The organism is Qipengyuania sp. (assembly GCF_048550555.1).
Classification (GTDB): Bacteria; Pseudomonadota; Alphaproteobacteria; order Sphingomonadales; family Sphingomonadaceae; genus Qipengyuania.
In genome coordinates, this window is sequence record NZ_JBLYYF010000015.1 from 13806 (window position 1) to 31740 (window position 17935).

At 65.9% G+C, this 17935-nt stretch carries 20 protein-coding genes; 9 read left to right on the plus strand and 11 right to left on the minus strand.

Annotation, left to right across the window (positions count from 1 at the left end; genetic code table 11):
- Positions 1–85: 85 nt before the first annotated feature.
- Positions 86–1765, plus strand: coding sequence for an energy-dependent translational throttle protein EttA (gene ettA / locus ACN4E0_RS02555; RefSeq protein WP_419565226.1), 1680 nt, complete (start codon positions 86–88; stop codon positions 1763–1765).
- Between the two features lie 94 nt (positions 1766–1859).
- Here the strand turns inward: ettA and ACN4E0_RS02560 are convergent, their stop codons facing one another.
- Positions 1860–2582: a PilZ domain-containing protein gene (locus ACN4E0_RS02560; protein ID WP_419565228.1), complete on the minus strand. Its 723-nt coding sequence runs from the start codon at positions 2580–2582 to the stop codon at positions 1860–1862.
- Between the two features lie 251 nt (positions 2583–2833).
- On the opposite strand from ACN4E0_RS02560, the gene ACN4E0_RS02565 reads away from it, so the two are divergent.
- Together ACN4E0_RS02565 and ACN4E0_RS02570 are read left to right on the plus strand one after the other, a co-directional pair.
- A complete protein-coding gene (locus ACN4E0_RS02565; RefSeq protein ID WP_419565230.1) occupies positions 2834–3271 on the plus strand; it encodes an FKBP-type peptidyl-prolyl cis-trans isomerase in 438 nt (145 codons plus the stop codon).
- 49 nt (positions 3272–3320) lie between these two features.
- Entirely contained in the window at positions 3321–3587 is a 267-nt protein-coding gene (locus tag ACN4E0_RS02570; RefSeq protein WP_419565232.1) for an acylphosphatase, read from the plus strand.
- Here the strand turns inward: ACN4E0_RS02570 and ACN4E0_RS02575 are convergent.
- Positions 3584–4153 carry a pyridoxamine 5'-phosphate oxidase family protein gene (locus ACN4E0_RS02575; protein ID WP_419565235.1) on the minus strand — a complete coding sequence of 190 codons (570 nt, stop codon included), beginning with the start codon at positions 4151–4153 and terminating at the stop codon, positions 3584–3586. The two genes, ACN4E0_RS02570 and ACN4E0_RS02575, sit on opposite strands and share 4 nt — an antisense overlap.
- Positions 4154–4340: 187 nt before the next feature.
- Between ACN4E0_RS02575 and ACN4E0_RS02580 the strand changes: the two genes are divergently transcribed.
- The gene (locus ACN4E0_RS02580; protein WP_419565237.1) at positions 4341–5306 is read left to right on the plus strand and encodes an RcnB family protein; all 966 of its coding nucleotides are present in this window, start codon (positions 4341–4343) and stop codon (positions 5304–5306) included.
- An 85-nt stretch (positions 5307–5391) separates the two neighbouring features.
- On the opposite strand, the gene ACN4E0_RS02585 is transcribed toward ACN4E0_RS02580, so the two are convergent.
- A complete protein-coding gene (locus tag ACN4E0_RS02585; RefSeq protein WP_419565239.1) occupies positions 5392–5946 on the minus strand; it encodes a cytochrome b in 555 nt (184 codons plus the stop codon).
- A gap of 103 nt (positions 5947–6049) precedes the next feature.
- Here ACN4E0_RS02585 and ACN4E0_RS02590 point away from each other — a divergent pair, with 103 nt between their 5' ends.
- Entirely contained in the window at positions 6050–6718 is a 669-nt protein-coding gene (locus ACN4E0_RS02590) for a prolyl hydroxylase family protein (protein ID WP_419565241.1), read from the plus strand.
- 4 nt (positions 6719–6722) lie between these two features.
- On the opposite strand, the gene ACN4E0_RS02595 is transcribed toward ACN4E0_RS02590, so the two are convergent.
- Complete coding sequence (locus tag ACN4E0_RS02595; RefSeq protein ID WP_419565243.1) at positions 6723–8348, minus strand: lysine--tRNA ligase; 1626 nt, start codon at positions 8346–8348, stop codon at positions 6723–6725.
- Between the two features lie 229 nt (positions 8349–8577).
- Between ACN4E0_RS02595 and ACN4E0_RS02600 the strand changes: the two genes are divergently transcribed.
- Positions 8578–8937, plus strand: a complete 360-nt coding sequence (locus ACN4E0_RS02600; protein ID WP_419565244.1) for a hypothetical protein — start codon at positions 8578–8580, stop codon at positions 8935–8937.
- Between the two features lie 249 nt (positions 8938–9186).
- Here ACN4E0_RS02600 and ACN4E0_RS02605 read toward each other — a convergent pair whose 3' ends face one another.
- A complete protein-coding gene (locus tag ACN4E0_RS02605; RefSeq protein ID WP_419565248.1) occupies positions 9187–10218 on the minus strand; it encodes a hypothetical protein in 1032 nt (343 codons plus the stop codon).
- Between the two features lie 120 nt (positions 10219–10338).
- Between ACN4E0_RS02605 and ACN4E0_RS02610 the strand changes: the two genes are divergently transcribed.
- Both ACN4E0_RS02610 and ACN4E0_RS02615 read left to right on the plus strand, forming a co-directional pair.
- Entirely contained in the window at positions 10339–13080 is a 2742-nt protein-coding gene (locus tag ACN4E0_RS02610; protein ID WP_419565249.1) for an ATP-dependent DNA helicase, read from the plus strand.
- Positions 13077–13604 carry a SixA phosphatase family protein gene (locus ACN4E0_RS02615; protein ID WP_419565251.1) on the plus strand — a complete coding sequence of 176 codons (528 nt, stop codon included), beginning with the start codon at positions 13077–13079 and terminating at the stop codon, positions 13602–13604. Before ACN4E0_RS02610 ends, ACN4E0_RS02615 begins: the two co-directional genes overlap by 4 nt.
- Positions 13605–13702: 98 nt before the next feature.
- Here the strand turns inward: ACN4E0_RS02615 and ACN4E0_RS02620 are convergent, their stop codons facing one another.
- The gene (locus tag ACN4E0_RS02620) at positions 13703–14473 is read right to left on the minus strand and encodes a hypothetical protein (protein WP_419565253.1); all 771 of its coding nucleotides are present in this window, start codon (positions 14471–14473) and stop codon (positions 13703–13705) included.
- 79 nt (positions 14474–14552) lie between these two features.
- Complete coding sequence (gene soxR / locus ACN4E0_RS02625) at positions 14553–14990, minus strand: redox-sensitive transcriptional activator SoxR (protein ID WP_221602963.1); 438 nt, start codon at positions 14988–14990, stop codon at positions 14553–14555.
- A 126-nt stretch (positions 14991–15116) separates the two neighbouring features.
- On the opposite strand from soxR, the gene ACN4E0_RS02630 reads away from it, so the two are divergent.
- Complete coding sequence (locus tag ACN4E0_RS02630) at positions 15117–15488, plus strand: VOC family protein (RefSeq protein ID WP_221602964.1); 372 nt, start codon at positions 15117–15119, stop codon at positions 15486–15488.
- Between the two features lie 17 nt (positions 15489–15505).
- Here the strand turns inward: ACN4E0_RS02630 and ACN4E0_RS02635 are convergent, their stop codons facing one another.
- From ACN4E0_RS02635 to ubiA, 4 genes are all read right to left on the minus strand, one after another.
- Positions 15506–15829 carry an ArsR/SmtB family transcription factor gene (locus tag ACN4E0_RS02635; protein WP_221602965.1) on the minus strand — a complete coding sequence of 108 codons (324 nt, stop codon included), beginning with the start codon at positions 15827–15829 and terminating at the stop codon, positions 15506–15508.
- A 79-nt stretch (positions 15830–15908) separates the two neighbouring features.
- Entirely contained in the window at positions 15909–16361 is a 453-nt protein-coding gene (locus ACN4E0_RS02640) for a tRNA (cytidine(34)-2'-O)-methyltransferase (RefSeq protein ID WP_419565257.1), read from the minus strand.
- A 3-nt stretch (positions 16362–16364) separates the two neighbouring features.
- Positions 16365–16991, minus strand: a complete 627-nt coding sequence (locus ACN4E0_RS02645; protein WP_419565641.1) for an SOS response-associated peptidase — start codon at positions 16989–16991, stop codon at positions 16365–16367.
- Positions 16991–17905, minus strand: coding sequence for a 4-hydroxybenzoate octaprenyltransferase (ubiA, locus tag ACN4E0_RS02650; protein WP_419565259.1), 915 nt, complete (start codon positions 17903–17905; stop codon positions 16991–16993). Before ubiA ends, ACN4E0_RS02645 begins: the two co-directional genes overlap by 1 nt.
- Positions 17906–17935 lie beyond the last annotated feature (30 nt).

The window sequence follows — 17935 nt, forward strand, 5'->3', positions numbered from 1 at the left end:
CGCGTAAGGTGCGACTATCTGCGCGACAGATCTTTGCGGGCGCCTTGCCCGCCCACCCAATCCGAACCCGAAGGACTCCCGCCAGATGGCCGCCCAATACGCATTCGTCATGAAGGACATGACCAAGACCTTCCCCGGCGCACAGAAGCCGGTGCTGTCGAATATCAACCTGCAGTTCTACCAGGGCGCCAAGATCGGCATCGTCGGCCCCAACGGCGCGGGCAAGTCGACGCTGATCAAGATCATGGCCGGGATCGACAAGGACTTCACCGGCGAAGCCTGGCCGGGCGAGAACATCACCGTCGGCTATCTCGAACAGGAACCCGAACTCGACGAGAGCAAGACCGTGCTCGAGAACGTCAAGGACGGCGCGCGCGACACTGCCGATCTGGTAGAGCGCTTCAACGCCATCTCGGCGGAAATGGGCGACCCGCAGGACGACACCGATTTCGACGCGCTGATGGAGGAAATGGGCGACCTGCAGGCCAAGATCGACGCAGTCGACGGCTGGACGCTCGACAACCAGCTCGAAGTGGCGATGGAAGCGCTGCGCTGCCCGCCGGGCGACTGGCCCGTCACGGACCTCTCGGGTGGTGAGAAGCGCCGCGTCGCGCTGACCCGCCTGCTGATCCAGAAGCCGTCGATACTGCTGCTCGACGAACCGACCAACCATCTCGACGCCGAGAGCGTCCAGTGGCTCGAAAACCACCTCAAGGAATATGCCGGCGCGGTGCTGATGATCACCCACGACCGCTACTTCCTCGACAATGTCGTCGAATGGATCCTCGAACTCGACCGCGGCAGCTACTATCCCTACGAGGGCAACTACTCGACCTATCTCGAGAAGAAGGCCAAGCGCCTCGAACAGGAAAGCCGCGAGGAATCGGGCAAGCAGAAGGCGCTCGCCCGCGAACTGGAATGGATCCGGCAGACCCCCGCCGCGCGCCAGACCAAGTCCAAGGCGCGTATCCGCAAGTTCGAGGAACTGCAGAACAGCCAGGACAGCCGCCAGGTCGGCAAGGCGCAGATCGTCATCCAGGTGCCCGAACGGCTCGGCGGCAAGGTGATCGAGGCCAAGAACATCTCCAAGGCCTATGGCGACAAGCTGCTGTTCGAAGACCTCAGCTTCACCCTGCCCCCGGGCGGCATCGTCGGCGTGATCGGCCCCAACGGCGCGGGCAAGTCGACCCTGTTCAAGATCCTTACCGGGAAGGAAGAACCCGACAGCGGCAGCATCGAAGTCGGGTCGACCGTGCGGCTCGGCTATGTCGACCAGAGCCGCGACCATCTGGACGCCAAGAAGAACGTGTGGGAGGAGATTTCGGACGGTCTCGACTACATGAAGGTCAACGGCCAGGACATGTCGACCCGCGCCTATGTCGGCGCCTTCAACTTCAAGGGCCCCGACCAGCAGAAGAACGTCGGCAAGCTCTCGGGCGGTGAACGCAACCGCGTCCACATGGCCAAGATGCTCAAGCAGGGCGGCAACGTCCTGCTGCTCGACGAACCGACCAACGACCTCGACGTCGAGACGCTGGGCGCGCTCGAGGACGCGATCGAGAATTTCGCCGGCTGCGCCGTGGTCATCAGCCACGACCGCTTCTTCCTCGATCGTCTCGCCACGCATATCCTCGCCTTCGAGGGCGACAGCCACGTCGAATGGTTCGAAGGCAATTTCGAGGCTTATGAAGAAGACAAGCGCCGTCGCCTGGGCGATGCGGCAGACCGTCCGACGCGCCTGGCCTACAAGAAGCTGACGCGCTGATCCGCGTGAGGGATCGCAAGCCGCCCGGCGGCTTGCGATCCCGCACGGCCGAATGACACGTAATCCTGCTACGGCCGGTCGGCCAAGGTTCGGATCAGCACGCCAACCTGGCCTTCCCATTGCCCGATGCGTCTCTTGCCGGTGCGTCGCCCTGGTCCTGCGGCCGACGGGTGACGATCAGGTCGAGGACGGCGGGATGCAACGGCCGGTCGAACCGCACTCCGGCCTTGTGCCCGCTGTTCCACACCACGGTTCCGGAAAAGCTCTCGAAATCCGGCAGGGTCACGCCGATCCTGTCCTCGATCGCCAGTTGTTCGATCCGATGCTTCAGCAGGCAGCCATTGGCCGACAAATTGTAGATCATGACCTTCAGGTCGCGCTGGAACCCCAGCCGCACCGTCGCTTCACACTTCAAATCACGCCGGGCTTCCCGCCGCTTGTCGCTCGGACCGGGGTTGACCGCCTTCTTCGAAGACAGTTCCGGCAGTCGGCGACCGAAAGCATCGCGGAGAGAGGCGTCGTCCCGCGTCTCCACCAAGCCCCTCTGAACGAGGCGCAGAAAGCTCTCGAGGCTGAGTTCGCGGTCGAAACGGATGCCCGCCACACCAGCATCGCACCAGGCAACTTGGCCGGGAATGCTTTCGTTCTCGGAGAGTACGAGTGTGACGGGAGCCCCTGGTTCGAGGGCAAGGCCTTTGCACTGCGCCTTGCAGCCCGAAACCGACAGGTCGAGAAGCGTCAGCTTGACCGGCGCTTCGGATATCCGAGCGTGGATTGTCTGCTTTGCTGTGGCACGGTGACTAACCCTGCGCTCCACTCTCGATCTCCAAACGCACGCCCAGGCGATCACCGGTAACGCCCAATACTCTCGAAAACCTTATCAGAACGACAGTCCGGCTCGCACGTTAACCACCGCCTTCGCGAGGCCGACCGAGCCGCGAGCGTTCCGCTTCATTTGACTCCCCCCACCATCCTTTGCGAGACTCAGGGGCAAGGCGCTCGGTCCGCGGGCGCATTTCCCATGCGGGGCAAGCTCGCGCCGCGAACTCGAAATCGACAAGGATATCCATGACCACTCCCAGCAGCGGTGACACCGTCACCATCGACTACATCCTCAAGCGCACTGACGGCCAGGAGGTCGGCAATACCGCTCAGGTCGGCCCGCAGGACATCACGCTTGGCAATGGGCAGATCTTCCCGCAGATCGAAGAGGCACTCACCGGCATGAGTGTCGGCGACGAACAGAGCATTGCCATCCCCTGCGACAAGGCCTTCGGCCCGCGTAACGAACAGATGATCATCGACATCCCGCGCGCGAACCTGCCGCCCGAACCGGCCCCGCAGCCGGGCATGGCACTGCAGGCGCAGTCGCCCGATGGCCAGCCGATGACGCTTTACGTCCTCGAAGTCGGCGAAGAAACGGTCAAGGCCGACGGCAACCACCCGCTGGCGGGCGAAGATCTGACCTTCGACATCACCCTGCGCGATATCAAGCAGGCCGCCTGATGCGATTCCGGCGGGCGGCGCGGCGCTGCGGGCGAAGGCCGAACAGCGCATGACCGCCCGCCATTGCATCGTCCACGGCCGCGTGCAGGGCGTGTTCTACCGCGACTGGGCCGTCGCCAGGGCACGCGAACTGGGCCTCGCGGGGTGGGTGCGCAACGTGCCAGATGGCACGGTCGAGGCGCAACTCGAAGGCGATGCCGATACGATCGCGCGGATGATCGCCGCGATGCACGAAGGGCCGCCCCGTGCCGCGCCGACGCGGATCGAGCAGCGCGAGGCCGATGTGCAAGGTGTCGAGGGCTTTGCCCGTCGCTAGGGTGCGATCCACTGCCCGCCATAGCGCGTCACCAGCGCGCGGCGATGGCCGGTATGCGCAAGGCTGAACCAGTCGATCTCTGCCACCTCGACCAGCAGGAGCGCAAAATTACCGCGTGCCGGCAGGAGTTCGGCATCTCCCGGCTCGACTCCCTCGAATTGCTCGGGCAGACCCGACGTCGGCCCTTCCGAGGCCGCGCCAGGTCCCTCACCCAGGTAACAGCGTCGAGCGAAATTGGTGCTTTCGGCCCAGGCGGCGTCGACCGCCGCGCCTGCCCCCTCGATTCGCCCCGTGCCGCGCAGACGCAGCTGGACGCCGGCATCCCGGTCATAGGCGACCACCGCGATCCGCCGGTCCGCCTCGATGGCGGCGACCTTGGGACTGCGCAGATCGGTATGGAAGCGCAGCGTCCAGCTCGCTGGATCGAAGGCGCGCAGGACCATCACTCGCGCGTCCGCACCGGCGGTGGCGACCACTGGCGTGTGCATGGGCGAGCGACGCTCGCTCGCGGCAGCCGCGAGCCTTTCCGCGATGTCGGCCCGCACCTCGTTGAGTGTCTCGTACATGGCGCTCTGCTTGCACCGGCGCCACGAAGCTGCCAAGCATCAAAGTATTCATCCCCAGGCGAAGAAATATGAACGATTGGCCGACAGACCGGTTCAGATTGGCGTCAGACCGTTGTGATACAACTTGGGACATCGACAATAGCCGCGGGTGGTGGAGCGGCTCCGAACGAAGAGAAGGACAGGCTCCATGACACTCACCAAGCTCATGAAGGGAAGTGCGCTGGGTGCCCTCGCTGCGGCGATGGCCCTGACTGCGCTGCCCGCCGAAGCCCAGGCGCAGTCGCGCAACTGGCAGGAACGCGCGGAGCGCGCTCGCGGGGATCGCAACGACGCCCGCCAGCAGCGTTCCAATCGCCGCGATAACCGGCAGCAGGAACGGCGCGAGGAAAGCCGCCAGGCGGCCCCTCGGCAGAATCCCCGCGAGGCGCGCCGCGCCGCCAGCGAACGCCGCGTCGAGATGCGCCAGGAAGCACGCGGCGACAACCGCGCGGACATCGCCCAGGCGCGCGGCAGCCGCGACTGGAACCAGGCGGACCGCCGCGTCGAGGCCGCACGCGAGCGCAATGCCCGCCGTGAGGTCGAGCAGCGCAATCGCACCTATGCCGCCGAGCGCAACCGGAGCTATACCGATCGCAACCGCGCTGAACGCCGCGCCGAACAGCGGGCCGAACGCCGTGTGGAGCAGCGCCGCGAAGCCTATCGCGATGCACGCCGCGACGCACGTCGCGAAGCCTATCGCGAGGATCGCCGCGATGCCCGCCGTGATGCCTATCGCGATGCACGCCGCGATGCCAACCGTCGCGCGCGCTATTACGACGGGCGCCGCTGGCACGATTACGACCGCTGGGACCAGCGTCGCTGGCGCTCCAACAACCGCTACGACTGGCAGCGGTATCGCCACAGCAACCGCAACATCTTCCGGCTGGGGAGCTACTACGCCCCCTATCGCGACTATAGCTATCGCCGGCTGAGCATCGGCTTCCGTCTCGGCAGCCTGTTCTTCGGCAACCGCTACTGGATCAACGATCCGTGGCGCTATCGCCTGCCCGAAGTCTACGGCCCCTATCGCTGGGTCCGCTATTACGACGACGTGCTGCTGGTCGATATCTACAGCGGCGAAGTGGTCGACGTGATCTACGACTTCTTCTGGTGAGATCGCTCAGCCGACCGGTATGAGAGTGGTCCGGTCGGCAGACGAGAGCCCCCGCCGAGCGATCGGCGGGGGGTTTTCTCGTTTCTCAGCCCGGCACCTTGCCGAAGGGGAGCATGCGGAAGATGCCGCCGTTCCTGTCGAAGAATGTGTGCTTGAGCGCACCGAGAATATGCAGGCCGATCAGGTAGATGAAGATCGACCCCCCGGTCTCGTGCGCTTCGAAGATGGTGTGGCTGAGGTCCTTGTTCTCGCCCACGGGCAATGCGGGAATCGTGAACAGGCCGAAGAAGTCGATCGGCCGCCCTCCGTAGGAATTTGCCAGCCAGCCGCCCAGCGGCAGCCCGATCAGCAGGACGTAGAATATGACGTGCACGGTGCGCGCCAGCACGGCCTCCCATTTGGCGAGGTCGCTCGGCAGCGGCGGAACCGGATGCGTCCAGCGCCACGCGAGCCGGCCGAGCGTCAGCGCAAGGATCAGCATGCCCCAGGCTTTGTGATAGCCGAACACTGCCATTCGCTCGGCGCCCTCGAGATCGTGTGCCCGCTCGGCGATCTGCCAGTTCATGATCACCAGGATCGCGATCGCCCAGTGGAAGATCATCGCGCCCGTCGAATAGCGGCGTGCAGCTGCATCGTTCATGTTTTTGCTCTCCGAAAGATGTTTGCGCCAGACTAGCGCCTGCACCGTCCGCGGCAAGCCGGATACTTGATGCCGCGCGCGTCCTTGCTAACAGAGGGAGGCAATGACCAAGACAGCAACCGTTCCCGACCAGGATGCGCTGAAGCGCGTCGGCGCCATGGTGCGCAGGCGACTCGATGCCGATCCGCAGGCCTACAAGATTCCCACCGACAAGGCGGATATCTACGCGATCGGCGATTTCCTTACACCCGAGGAATGCCAGCGCCTGATGCGGATGATCGATACCGTCGCGCGCCCCAGCGAACTGCACGAAACCGCCTATGTGGCCAAGTTCCGCACCTCCTATTCGGGCAATTTCGATCCGCACGATCCCTTCGTGAAGGCCATATCGCGGCGCATCGACGACGCGCTCGGCCTGCCGGGCAAGGTCGGCGAGAGCATCCAGGGCCAGCGCTACCTGCCGGGGCAGGAATTCAAGCCCCACAACGACTGGTTCTATACCGACCAGGAATACTGGAATCTGGAGCGCAAGCGCGGCGGGCAGCGCTGCTGGACCGCAATGGCCTTCCTCAACGAGGTCGAGGAGGGCGGACACACGCATTTCGTCGAGGTCGGCGCCTCGATCGAGCCCAAGCCCGGCGTGCTGATGGTGTGGAACAACGCCACGCCCGAAGGACTACCGAACGAGGACACGCTCCACGCCGGCACGCCGGTGATCAAGGGTCAGAAATACGTCCTGACCAAATGGTACCGCACGCGCAAGCACAGCTGAGGCGTCAGGCTTTCGCCAGCGCCTCTGCAATGAGCTTGCGGCTGTTGGCGATGCCGTAGAGCGCGATGAAGCTGCCCATGCGCGGCCCCTGATCGCTGCCCAGCAGCGTCTGGTAGAGCGCCTTGAACCAGTCGCGCAGGTTCTCGAAGCCGTATTCCTCGCGCTTGCCGATCTCGTAGACCTCGGTTTGGAGGTCCTCGGCGCTGGTATCCTCGGCCGCATCCGCGAGATAAGCGTCGAGCGCGCGCAGCGCCTCGGCCTCGTTCGCCGTCGGGGCGCGCTTGTCGAGCGTCGGCACGATATAGTCTCGCGTATAGGCCACTGCGGTCTTTATGAGCACCTCGAGTTCGGGCGTGATCCGCCCCGCCCCGATATAGCTTTCGAGATAGTCGCGCAGGCTTGCCTCGCTCGCCTCGGCGCCGAGCACCGACGCAAGGTTGAGCAGCAGGCCGTAGGTTACCGGAAGGCTGTCGCCCGCTCCCGGCGCCTCGCTGCCCTCGAACCCGCCATTGGCGCGCGCGAGGTGCCACACCGGATTGCCCAACTGCTTGTCGAGCTCCTGTTCGGCGAGCCGCTCGCGGAATTGCCAGTAATCGTCGACCGCGCGCGGGATCACCCCCACGTGCAGCTGCTTGGCGCTCTTGGGATTGGGGAAGATGTAGAAGCCGAGGCTCTCTTCCGAACCGTAGGTCAGCCATTCCTCGATCGTCAGGCCGTTGCCCTTCGACTTGGAGATCTTCTCGCCCTTCTCGTCGAGGAAGAGCTCGTAGATCAGCCCCTCGGGCTTCCGGCCGCCCAGCACCTGGACGATCTTGCCCGACTGGGTGACGCTGTCGGTCAGATCCTTGCCGCACATTTCGTAATCGACGCCCAGCGCATACCAGCGCATCGCCCAGTCCACCTTCCACTGGAGCTTGGACATGCCGCCCAGCGCCGACTGCTCGACGGCGCTGCCGTCCTCGTCGGCGAAGCGCACCATGCCCGCCTCGGCATCGACCACTTCGACCGGCACCTGCAGCACCGTGCCCGTGGTCGGGCTGATCGGCAGGATCGGCGAATAGGTCCTGCGGCGTTCCTCGCGCAGGGTCGGTAGCATGATATCGAGGATCGCCTTGTTTGTGCGCAGCACCTGGCGCAGCGCCTCGTCGAAACCGCCCGAATTGTAGCGCTCGCTCGCCGAGACGAACTCGTATTCGAAGCCGAACCGGTCGAGGAATTCGCGCAGCATCGCATTGTTGTGATGCGCAAAGCTTTCATGCGTGCCGAACGGGTCGGGAATGCGCGTCAACGGCTTGCCGAGATTGGCCGCGAGCACCTCCTTGTTGGCGATGTTGTCGGGCACCTTGCGTAGCCCGTCCATGTCGTCGGAGAAGGCGACGAGACGCGTCTTGCCGTCCTCGGGCTTCGCCCCGATCAGCGCCTCGAAGGCGCGACGCACCAACGTGGTCCGCAGCACTTCCTGGAAAGTGCCGATATGCGGCAGGCCGCTGGGGCCGTAGCCGGTCTCGAACAGCACGGGCGAACCGTCAGGCTTGACCCCGTCGGGATAGCGTTTGAGCAACCGCTGCGCCTCCTGGAACGGCCAGGCCTTGGACACGCGGGCGGCGGTAATCAGATCGGTCATGCTCATGCCCGCGCCTCTCGCCAAAATGGCGTCGCTACGCAAGCCGCAAGTTGCGCAAGGCGATTGCTCCGAAACCGTTCTTCGCTGGCCGCCCGCCGCGCATGGGCAGCCGAATTAGCAAGTCGTCGATGCTCCGTCGTGGAGCCAGTTCGAGTCGAAAACTCCCACGGCAAGCCGGACATATCGTGCCGCGGCCGATCCGCGCCGTGACACGATCAGACGAGGGGAATTGACCATGGCATCCTTACCCAGCTTCGACGAAGAGAAGGTCCAGCACGCGCTGGAAGCCGCCAGCCGGCACAACGAGACGGTCGGCCTGCGAGCGTCCGACGGCGCGCCGAACATCCTGGCGGGCGGCGAATATGCCGCACTGGCCGAATGCATCAGCGTCACGGTGGGCGACCACAAGGTCTGTCTCAACCTGCCGCTGGGCATCGGCTCGGTGTGCATCCCGCTCCCGATCTCGGTCCCCGAAGGGACCGCCGCGCAGGCCTGCCTCAGCATCTGCACCACCTGGGGCATCCCGACGGGCGTCAAGGTGACGATCTCGGTCGGCGGGGTCACGATCGTGACCAAGAGCTTCGGCAAGTGCTGAGCCCAAGGCCAGCTTAGGGGCCGGACCGGGCGGACGACTATAGCCCGACCGCGCATGAGAAGGGGCGGACAGACTACCCTGTCCGCCCCTATCTACGGTGTGAGCCGGGCTCCGGCGCGTACTCTTCCTCTCCTACTCCGAGCTCCCGAGTACGGGCGATTGGACACCCACCTGGTTTCAACAAGGCAATAGGGACGTCCCCGAAGGAACGCCCCTACCGCTGCGACACCATTCGAGGGTCGGGAGAAGTCAGGCTGTCGCAGGTCGCCAGCCACGCAGTTCTGGCCAGACATTGGTGTATTGGCTCAAATCGATCCCGGGCTTGCGATCGGTGAAACGGGTACCGATCGACTGGAGAATCAGGCGGGCACGCTTGGCGCGGGCCTTGTGCGAGACGAACGGGTTGGCCCGGTCGGGCTCGGCGTCGATCATGCGCTTGAGCAGGCGGTCGCGTTCGGCGGGATCGCGCGGCTTTTCGGCAGGCAGCTGCACCGGGGCATCGCTGCCGGTTGCAAACGAGGTCGCCGGTTCGGCATGCGTGTTGCCAAGCGGCGCGACGTCATAGACGCGGTCTGCAGGCTCCGGGGCTGCCGCGCGGGCAACGACCGACCGTTCGATGGAGGGAACGTCCCTGAGGGCGCGGCGGCGGCGGAACAGCAATACGCCTGCGAGGGCGACACCGCCCAGGCCGAGCAGAGCGAACAAGAGCGCAGCGTCGAACGGGTCGCCGACCGGCTCGGGCGCCGGCTCTGCCGCCGCAAGCGGCTCATTGCTGGCGGTGTTCATGCTCGCCAACGGCTCCTCGACCGGGATCAGCGCGGCTTCGGTTGCGGAGGGCTCGGCCATGATGGCAGACGCGGTCTGCGGCGCTTCGGTGCGCGGCTGCGGCTCGGAGCTACGCGTCGTCTGCGTCGTAGCCACGGGTTCGGCCTGCTTCACCTCCGGTGCATCAACGACCGGCGCGGGCTTCGGCAGCTCGATAGCGACGGGAGCCGGCGTCGGCGCCGATAGCACGATGGGTGCAGGCGAGGCGATCGGGGCCGGCGCGACAGGCCGCGATGCCGCCGGTGCGGGGGCAGGGGCCGGCGCGGGCATGTCCAGTACGATGACGGGCGCGTCCTGGGCGACGGCGGCAGGGGCATGGAGCGCGGCCATCGCGGCAATCGCGATGGGGGCACTGGCGATCATATGGCGTGTCTTCATCATGCCAGTAGAACGGACATGTTTTTGCCACAGTTCCGATGAACGGGTGTTCAGAAAAGACCAATCGACTGTTTTCAAGCGATTTTCCGATTCTTTTTCACGGCTAACCGGCGATAGCTTGCGACGAACCGAAGCCGCTCGGGCACAGCGTCGCCGCCCTCTGTTTACTTTTCGTTCCCTCGCTTTCATGGTCGCGCCGTGAGCCCCCCGCTGCCCCTTCCCGCCCTCCACGCGAGCCACGCCGGTACCTGGCTGCGCGATGCGAACGGGGCCACGCGCGGCTGTTCCAAGGGCGAGGCGGTGATGGCCGCCGCGGATACGCCGCAACTGCTGATGAATGCGCCGCTGGTCGCCAGTCGGCTGGGCTATCCCGACCTTTCGGGGCTCGACCTGCTCGAACTTTTCGCCTTCGTCCATCCCGCCAGATTCTGCGTTCCCACGCCCAAGGGTCTTGCCCATGCGCTGGGGCTCGACGAGCCTGCCGACGACGCCGGGGTTCCGCTCCTGCTCCAGCAGGCCGCCGGAGCGTTGGTCGCCATGTGCGAGAGCGAAGGCTGGCCCCAGCGCGAAGGCGCCTGGTCCGCGCTGCAGTCGCTTGCCCGGCTACGCTGGCCCTGGGCGGGCGTCCTCGCCCCCCATGTCCGTCGCCCCGATCGCGCCGAGAAATGGCTTTTCAGCCGCCTGCCCGAATGGGAGGAGACCCCCGAACGGCCGCAGCCAGGCCAAGTGCTGATCGACGAATTCGAGATCGAGGCGCAACTCGAACGGCTGACCGGCGAAGGCGCCGAGCGGCGCGAGGGCCAGCGCGAGTTTTCGAAGGGCGCCGGCCATGTCTTCGCGCCGCGCGACCTGCAGAAGCGCCCGCATGTGCTGCTCGCGCAGGCGGGCACCGGGATCGGCAAGACGCTCGGCTATCTCGCGCCCGCCTCGCTCTGGGCCGAACGGTCGGGCGGGACGGTGTGGGTCTCGACCTATACCAAGAATCTCCAGCGCCAGCTGCGCCGCGAGAGCGCGCGCGCATGGCCCGCGACGCGCCCCGACGGCTCGCCGCCGGTGGTGGTGCGCAAGGGGCGCGAGAACTATCTTTGCCTGCTCAATCTCGAAGATGCCCTGCAGGGCGGGTTTGCGGGCCGCCCGGCGATCCTCGCGCATCTGGTGGCCCGCTGGGCCGCCTATTCGCAGGATGGCGACATGATCGGCGGCGATCTGCCCGGCTGGCTCGGCACGCTGTTCCGCAAGCGCGGGATCGCGGCGCTGACCGACCAGCGCGGCGAATGCGTCTATGCCGGCTGCCCGCATTACCGGAAGTGCTTCATCGAGAGGAGCGCGCGCAACGCCGCGCAGGCCGACCTCGTCATCGCCAACCATGCGCTGGTGATGGTCAACGCCGCGCGCGGACGCGACGTCAACGGGCGCCCCACGCGGATCGTGTTCGACGAGGGCCATCACGTTTTCGACGCCGCCGACAGCACCTTCTCCGCCGCGCTGACCGGGCAGGAGGCGATCGAGCTCAGACGCTGGATCATCGGCCCCGAGAAGAACAGCCGCGGCCGGCGGCGCGGGTTGTCGGCACGACTCGCTGACGTGGCGAGTTACGACGAGGCGGGCGGCGACGCGGTCGAGGCCGCGGTCGAGGCGGCGCAGGCCCTGCCCTCCGAAGGCTGGCTCGGCCGGCTCGCCGAAACGGCGCCGCTCGGCCCGATCGAGGAACTGCTCGCCGCGGTCCGCGCCACCACCTTCGCCCGCGACGAAAGCGGGCTCGAGGCGGGCTACGGTATCGAGACCGAATGCGCGCAGCTTCCCGGCGAACTGGTCGAGGCGGCGGGCAGCGCGGCACAGGCGCTCGCAGCCATCCGCACGCCGCTGCTCAAGCTCGCCGGACGGCTCGAGGCGGTGATGGAGGACGCGCCCGACTGGCTCGACGGCCAGGGCCGCGCACGGATCGAGGGCGCACGCCACTCGCTCGCCTGGCGGATCGACCTGATCGCCGCCTGGGAGGCGCTGCTCGGAAGGCTGGGCGGACCCGCCGATCCCGAATTCGTCGACTGGCTGCAGGTCGACCGCAACGATGCGCGCGAATTCGATGTCGGGCTCTATCGCCACTGGCTCGACCCGATGAAGCCCTTCGCCAGGGTCGTGCTCGAGCCCGCACATGGCGTGATGCTGACCAGTGCCACGCTGACCGATCGCGACGAGAGCGGGCCCGACTGGCCGCATGCGGTGGCCAAGAGCGGCGCGCCGCATCTCGAACTGCAGCCCAGGACCGCGCAGGCCGACAGCCCCTTCGACTATGCGGGCCGCGCCGAGGTGCTGATCGTCACCGATATCCGCAAGGGCGACATCCCTGCCTTGGCGGGCGCCTATGCGCGGCTGATCGAGGCTTCGGACGGCGGCGTACTCGGCCTGTTCACCGCGATCCGCCGGATGCGCGCGGTCTATGGCCGTATCGCCGACCGGCTCGCGCGCGCCGGATTGCCGCTCTACGCCCAGCATGTCGACCCGATCGACACCGGCACGCTGACCGACATCTTCCGCGACGATCCGCGCGCCAGCCTGCTCGGCACCGATGCGCTGCGCGACGGGGTCGACGTACCCGGTCGGAGCCTGCGCTGCGTGGTCATGGAAAGCGTACCCTGGCCGCGCCCGACCATCCTCCACCGCGCGCGCCGCGCCGCCGCCGCCGAGCAGGAGGGCGGCGCGCAGCGCTATGACGACCGCATCATCCGCGCGCGACTGGCGCAGGCCTTCGGGCGGCTGATCCGCACGCGCGAGGATGCGGGCCATTTCGTCGTCCTCTCGCCCGCCTTCCCCAGCCGGCTGCTCAGCGCCTTTCCTGAAGGCACACCCGTCACACGCCTGACACTCGACGAGGCTTTACAGCGCGTCGCCGAGGGTGTTGTTAGCCCGGAGAAGTCGCCAGCGGAGAACCCAACATCGTGAAGATCCTCGGCCTGTTGCGCCACGCCAAGTCCGACTGGGGCCAGAGCGACAAGCGCGATTTCGACCGGGGGCTGAACGATCGCGGCCATCGCGGCGCGCATGTCATCGGCGAGCATATCGCCAGGCACGGCATCAAGTGGGACAAGCTCGTCGCCAGCCCCGCCACGCGGGTCCGGCTCACGGTCGAAGACGCGCTCCCCGACCTCGCGCCCGAATGGGACGAGCGGCTCTACCTCGCCGGGACCGACACGATCATGGACGTCATCCGCGAAAGTGGCGGCGATGCGGATGCGCTGCTGATTTCGGGCCATAATCCGGGCCTCGGCGACATGCTGTTCGAACTGGTCGCGCCCAAGAACGAGAACGCGCTCTACGACGAGGCCAAGGTCAAGTTCCCCACCGCCGCCTACGCGGTGTTTGAACTCGATATCGAGGACTGGAGCGAGCTGCGCGACGGCTGCGGCGTGCTGGTCCACTTCGCCCGCCCCCGCGATCTCGATCCGGAGCTGGGGCCGGAGTACTGACCACCATTGCCGGTGTCGGAACGCGGTGGGTTTTGCCAGAATTCCGAGGCTCTTGGGCGGGAAACGGATGCGGGTTTTCGTCTGTCCGGGAATTACTGTTAGGGAAGCGGCGCGACAGCAAGGAGCGACACTTCGATATGGACGCCGATCGGCCGGTCATCTCGATCGAAGTAGAGCGTCACATTCTTGTCTTCTTTGCCTCGCGCCCTGTCCATCATGAGAGTGAGATCAATTCCGTCCTGAGGGCGCTCGTAGAAGGTAGCTTGAGGACCCAACACCTCGCGCGCCTTTCGTTTTGCGCGCCGAGACATCGGCTTGATGATATTGAAAGTTCCGCCCGCATAATCTCCCAGTTGACGCAGTTGACTTGCCGTCAATGGAATCACCCCTCCCAAGGTTGCATCTTCGCCGCCGATCACAGCGTTTGAAAAATTCTCCGCCATCTCATCCCGTGAAGGCACCTTGTCCATCGCGAGACCAGCTTCCGTCGGAGCGAAGCTTGCTTTGGACGGATTGACCGCCAGCGCGAACAGCGAACCATCGTCCTTGAAGCGCATTGTCGTGGTGCGTTTCAGCGCGTTGCCGCCCTCGACGCCAGTCGGGTTGTCACCACACTCCCAATTATAGATTGCCAGATTGGTCTGGATTTCTTCTCCAAGCGAAGCGGTGCAGCCTTTTAGGCGAGCAAGTTCGGCAAACTCGACTTCATCCAAAAGGAGAGCCAGATCTGTACCGGACAGATCGGCGCCCTTTTTGATCGCATGAACGATCGCTCGCGCGTTTTTTGCGGTAGGCGTCTCTAGACGATCTCCGGCTTGAGAAGCGCTCGCCAACAGCACTGCGATTGAGAAACATACTGCTTTCTTCACTGACCAACCTCGCGCGATGCTGAGCGCCTCGTCTCAATTCTGGCGCGGATATGTGACGTTTGTTATCGGACCGCGCAAATCACCGCAGCACCCGCGGTCCCGGCCCGCCCTCGGCGGCGATATCGTCGGGGTTGTAGAGCTTGCAGGTCTTGAGGCTGAGGCAGCCGCAACCGATGCAACCGTCGAGATTGTCGCGCATTGCGCGCAGCTGCTCGATCCGCCGGTCGAGGCTGCCCCGGATCGCCTCGCTGATCTTCCACCAGTCGAAGCTCGACGGCGCGCGGCCCTTGGGCAGGCTGCGCAGGTGCTCGCCGATCTCCTCGAGCGAGAGGCCGAGCTTCTGGACGATCAGGATGAAGCTCAGCCGCCTTATGTCGCTGCGCAGGAAGCGCCGCTGGTTGCCCGCCGTGCGGAAGGATTCGATCAGCCCCTTGTCCTCGTAGAAGCGGATTGCCGAGGTCGAGAGGCCGGTGCGGCGCGCAAGATCGCCGATGGTGAGGTGGTCGTTCGCATTCATCGATTTCTCTGATAGGCGTTTTGCGGCTTGACCTCAAGTGAACTTTAAGTTGCATAAGTTCGGGCATCGCAAGACGGGATGCCCGGGCCGGCCATGGTCCGCGAGCTCCCCAACAGGAGATGCACCATGGCCACAGGACGCCTCGAACACGCCAATATCTCGGTCACCGATCCCGAGCGCAGCGCCGCGCTGCTCAAGGACCTGCTTGGCTGGGAGGAACGCTGGCGCGGCCCCTCGCTGCAAAGCGGCCGTTCGGTCCACATTGGCGCCGAGCACGATTACATCGCGCTCTACACCGGCGATCACGTGAAGGGCGAATACAGCAAGGGCCAACCGCTCAACCACGTCGCCTTCACGGTCGACGATCTCGATGCGGCCGAAAAGGTCGTGACCGAGCACGGCCTCGAGCCTTTCGGGCACGACGACTACGAGCCCGGGCGCCGGTTCTATTTCTTCGATTGGGACGGGATCGAATTCGAGGTGGTCAGCTATGAATGAGCCGATGCCCCGCGAACCTATGTTCGCGCCGCCTGCCCCGCGCCGACCGGTCCGTGGAACCCGGCCATCGCCGCCAGCGGCACTTCCTCGAAGCGGCCCAGCCAGCGCCGGGCCATTTTCGCCAGCGGCACCGGGTTGAGATAGTGCCGCTTGCAGCGCCCATCGCGCTCCGAGGCGACCAGTTCGGCCGCCTCGAGCACGGCGAGGTGCTTGGCCACCGCTTGCCGCGTCATCGGCAGGTCCTCGGCAAGGTCGGACAGCGTTAGCCCGCCCTCCTCGCTCAGCCGGTCGAGCAGCAGCCGGCGGGTGGGATCGGAAAGCGCCACGAAGGTGTCGGTCATGGCTGCAAGGTTAAGAAGCGCTTGCCGAGTCGCTCAAGTTTGGCCGCCCGCGAGGGGCGCACTTGTCCACGGATCGGGTTCAGCCCGGCAATGTGCCGGTCTGGCGCAACCCCTCGGCGAGAGCGATGGCCGCGCTGGTGGCGACGTTGAGCGAGCGGACTCCCTTGCGCATCGGCAGCCGCAGCTGCGCGTGGCTCGCCTGCGCCACATGGTCGGGCACCCCCGCGCTTTCCTTGCCGAACAGCAGCACGTCGTCGGCGCGATGGGCGAACTCATAGGCGGAATGCGTCGCCTTGGTGGTGAACAGCAGCAGCCGGCTCTGGCCAAGCGTCCGAAGAAAGGCTTCGAAGCCCGCGTGGCGCGCCACATCGACGTGATCGATATAGTCCATTGCCGCCCGACGCACGCGGCGGTCGTCCCAGGTGAAGCCCATCGGCTCGATCAGGTCGATGCCCGCGCCGAGGCAGGCGCCGAGCCGCATCACCGCACCGACATTCCCGGCAATCTCGGGTTCGAACATCGCGATACGCATGGATCAGAGCAGCCTTGTCGGGGTCGCCGCACCGCCGGCCCAGGGTTCGTTCGTCCGATCAAGCACCAGCGGGCCTTCCCAAGGACGGCAAAGCTTCAGTGCCTCTTCGGGCGAGCCGTCGGTCCAACGAGGCCAGTCTTCATCGCGCAGCAGCACGGGCATGCGCGTGTGACATTCCGCCGCCGCACCGCAGGCCTCGGTCATGACCATCGAAAAGCAGCGCCCCCATTCCTCGCTGTTGCGCCAGACGCCCGCAACCGCAAAGAGGTCGGCATCGGGACGCGACAGCCAGCTTCGCGTCTTGCCTCCCCTCGGCCCTTCTGCCTCGGCCCAGGCGGTGGCCGGGATCAGGCAGCGGCGCTCCTCGAAGCTGTAGCGCCAGAAGAAGCTGTCGAGCTTGTCTGCGCGCGCATTGTTCACCGGCTTTGGTTTCAGCGGCTGGCCGTTGCGGCCCCTCATCACCAGCGGGAAACCCCAGGTCATCTGCGAGAGCCTGCCTTCTGCCACGACAGCGCCCGGATAGCCGGGAAAGACCTCTGTCCCGAAATTGGCACCCCCAAGCGCGTCGGCCGCGTCGAACCATTTTGCGACCTCGTTCTTGGTCTTGGTCATATTGTAGAGATTGCACATCAGGCGTTGCCGACGACGAAACAAGCCGCGGCGACCAGCGCGCCCGCGGTGCGATTCGAGCGGAAGCGGTCGAGCGGGTTGCCCGGATCCTCGCCATCGAGCGTCGCGACCTGCCACAATAGATGTCCTGCCGCCGGGAGCAGCGCGAGCAGCGCGACCCAGTCGGCACGATAGAGCCAGAAGGCGAGCGCCCAGAAAGCAACCGCACCCATATAGAACAGCGCCACCCCGCCCTTTACCCGGCCGCCGAGCCGCAGCGCGGAGGAGCGGATGCCGACGAGCGCATCATCCTCCCGGTCCTGAAGGGCATAGATCGTGTCGTAGCCGATCACCCAGAGCACGCTGCCCGCATACATCGCTGCGAGTGCGTCCCAATTGTCGGCGCGCAGCTGGGTCCAGCCGACCAGCAGGCCCCAGGTGAAGACCATGCCGAGCCATGCCTGCGGCCACCAGGTGATCCGCTTCATGAAGGGATAGGCGGCGACCAGCGCGATGCTCCCCAGCGCCACGCCCTGCGCCAGCGGTCGCAATTGCAGCAGCACCAGCAGGCCTACAGCGCAGAGGAGAAACAGCCACCCCCACGCCAGTTTCTCCGAGACCCGCCCGCTCGCCACCGGGCGCAGAGCGGTGCGCGCGACCTTCCGATCGAGGTCGGCGTCGACGATGTCGTTATAGACGCAGCCAGCGCCGCGCATCGCAATGCTCCCGAGCAGCAACCATGCCATCAATTCGAGCTGCCAGCCCGCCCCGGTCAGCCACACGCCCCAGGCGCAGGGCCAGAACAGCAGCCACCAGCCGATCGGCCGGTCGAATCGCGCCAGCTGTGCAAGGTCGCGCGGCATTTGCGGCAGCCGCGCGACGAGGCCGCGGTGTTCGCTGTCGGGGACGACGTCGGGAGTGGCGGTCTCGCTCATGGCTTGCTCCCTAACCGCGCTCGTGCCACC

Bases quoted from the DNA above. Each gene is read 5' to 3' on its own strand.
- ettA (WP_419565226.1), top strand. From the start codon at position 86: ATGGCCGCCCAATACGCATTCGTCATGAAGGACATGACCAAGACCTTC.
- ACN4E0_RS02565 (WP_419565230.1), top strand. From the start codon at position 2,834: ATGACCACTCCCAGCAGCGGTGACACCGTCACCATCGACTACATCCTC.
- ACN4E0_RS02570 (WP_419565232.1), top strand. From the start codon at position 3,321: ATGACCGCCCGCCATTGCATCGTCCACGGCCGCGTGCAGGGCGTGTTC.
- ACN4E0_RS02575 (WP_419565235.1), bottom strand. From the start codon at position 4,153: ATGTACGAGACACTCAACGAGGTGCGGGCCGACATCGCGGAAAGGCTC.
- ACN4E0_RS02580 (WP_419565237.1), top strand. From the start codon at position 4,341: ATGACACTCACCAAGCTCATGAAGGGAAGTGCGCTGGGTGCCCTCGCT.
- ACN4E0_RS02585 (WP_419565239.1), bottom strand. From the start codon at position 5,946: ATGAACGATGCAGCTGCACGCCGCTATTCGACGGGCGCGATGATCTTC.
- ACN4E0_RS02590 (WP_419565241.1), top strand. From the start codon at position 6,050: ATGACCAAGACAGCAACCGTTCCCGACCAGGATGCGCTGAAGCGCGTC.
- ACN4E0_RS02595 (WP_419565243.1), bottom strand. From the start codon at position 8,348: ATGAGCATGACCGATCTGATTACCGCCGCCCGCGTGTCCAAGGCCTGG.
- ACN4E0_RS02600 (WP_419565244.1), top strand. From the start codon at position 8,578: ATGGCATCCTTACCCAGCTTCGACGAAGAGAAGGTCCAGCACGCGCTG.
- soxR (WP_221602963.1), bottom strand. From the start codon at position 14,990: ATGAATGCGAACGACCACCTCACCATCGGCGATCTTGCGCGCCGCACC.
- ACN4E0_RS02630 (WP_221602964.1), top strand. From the start codon at position 15,117: ATGGCCACAGGACGCCTCGAACACGCCAATATCTCGGTCACCGATCCC.
- ACN4E0_RS02635 (WP_221602965.1), bottom strand. From the start codon at position 15,829: ATGACCGACACCTTCGTGGCGCTTTCCGATCCCACCCGCCGGCTGCTG.
- ACN4E0_RS02640 (WP_419565257.1), bottom strand. From the start codon at position 16,361: ATGCGTATCGCGATGTTCGAACCCGAGATTGCCGGGAATGTCGGTGCG.
- ACN4E0_RS02645 (WP_419565641.1), bottom strand. From the start codon at position 16,991: ATGTGCAATCTCTACAATATGACCAAGACCAAGAACGAGGTCGCAAAA.
- ubiA (WP_419565259.1), bottom strand. From the start codon at position 17,905: ATGAGCGAGACCGCCACTCCCGACGTCGTCCCCGACAGCGAACACCGC.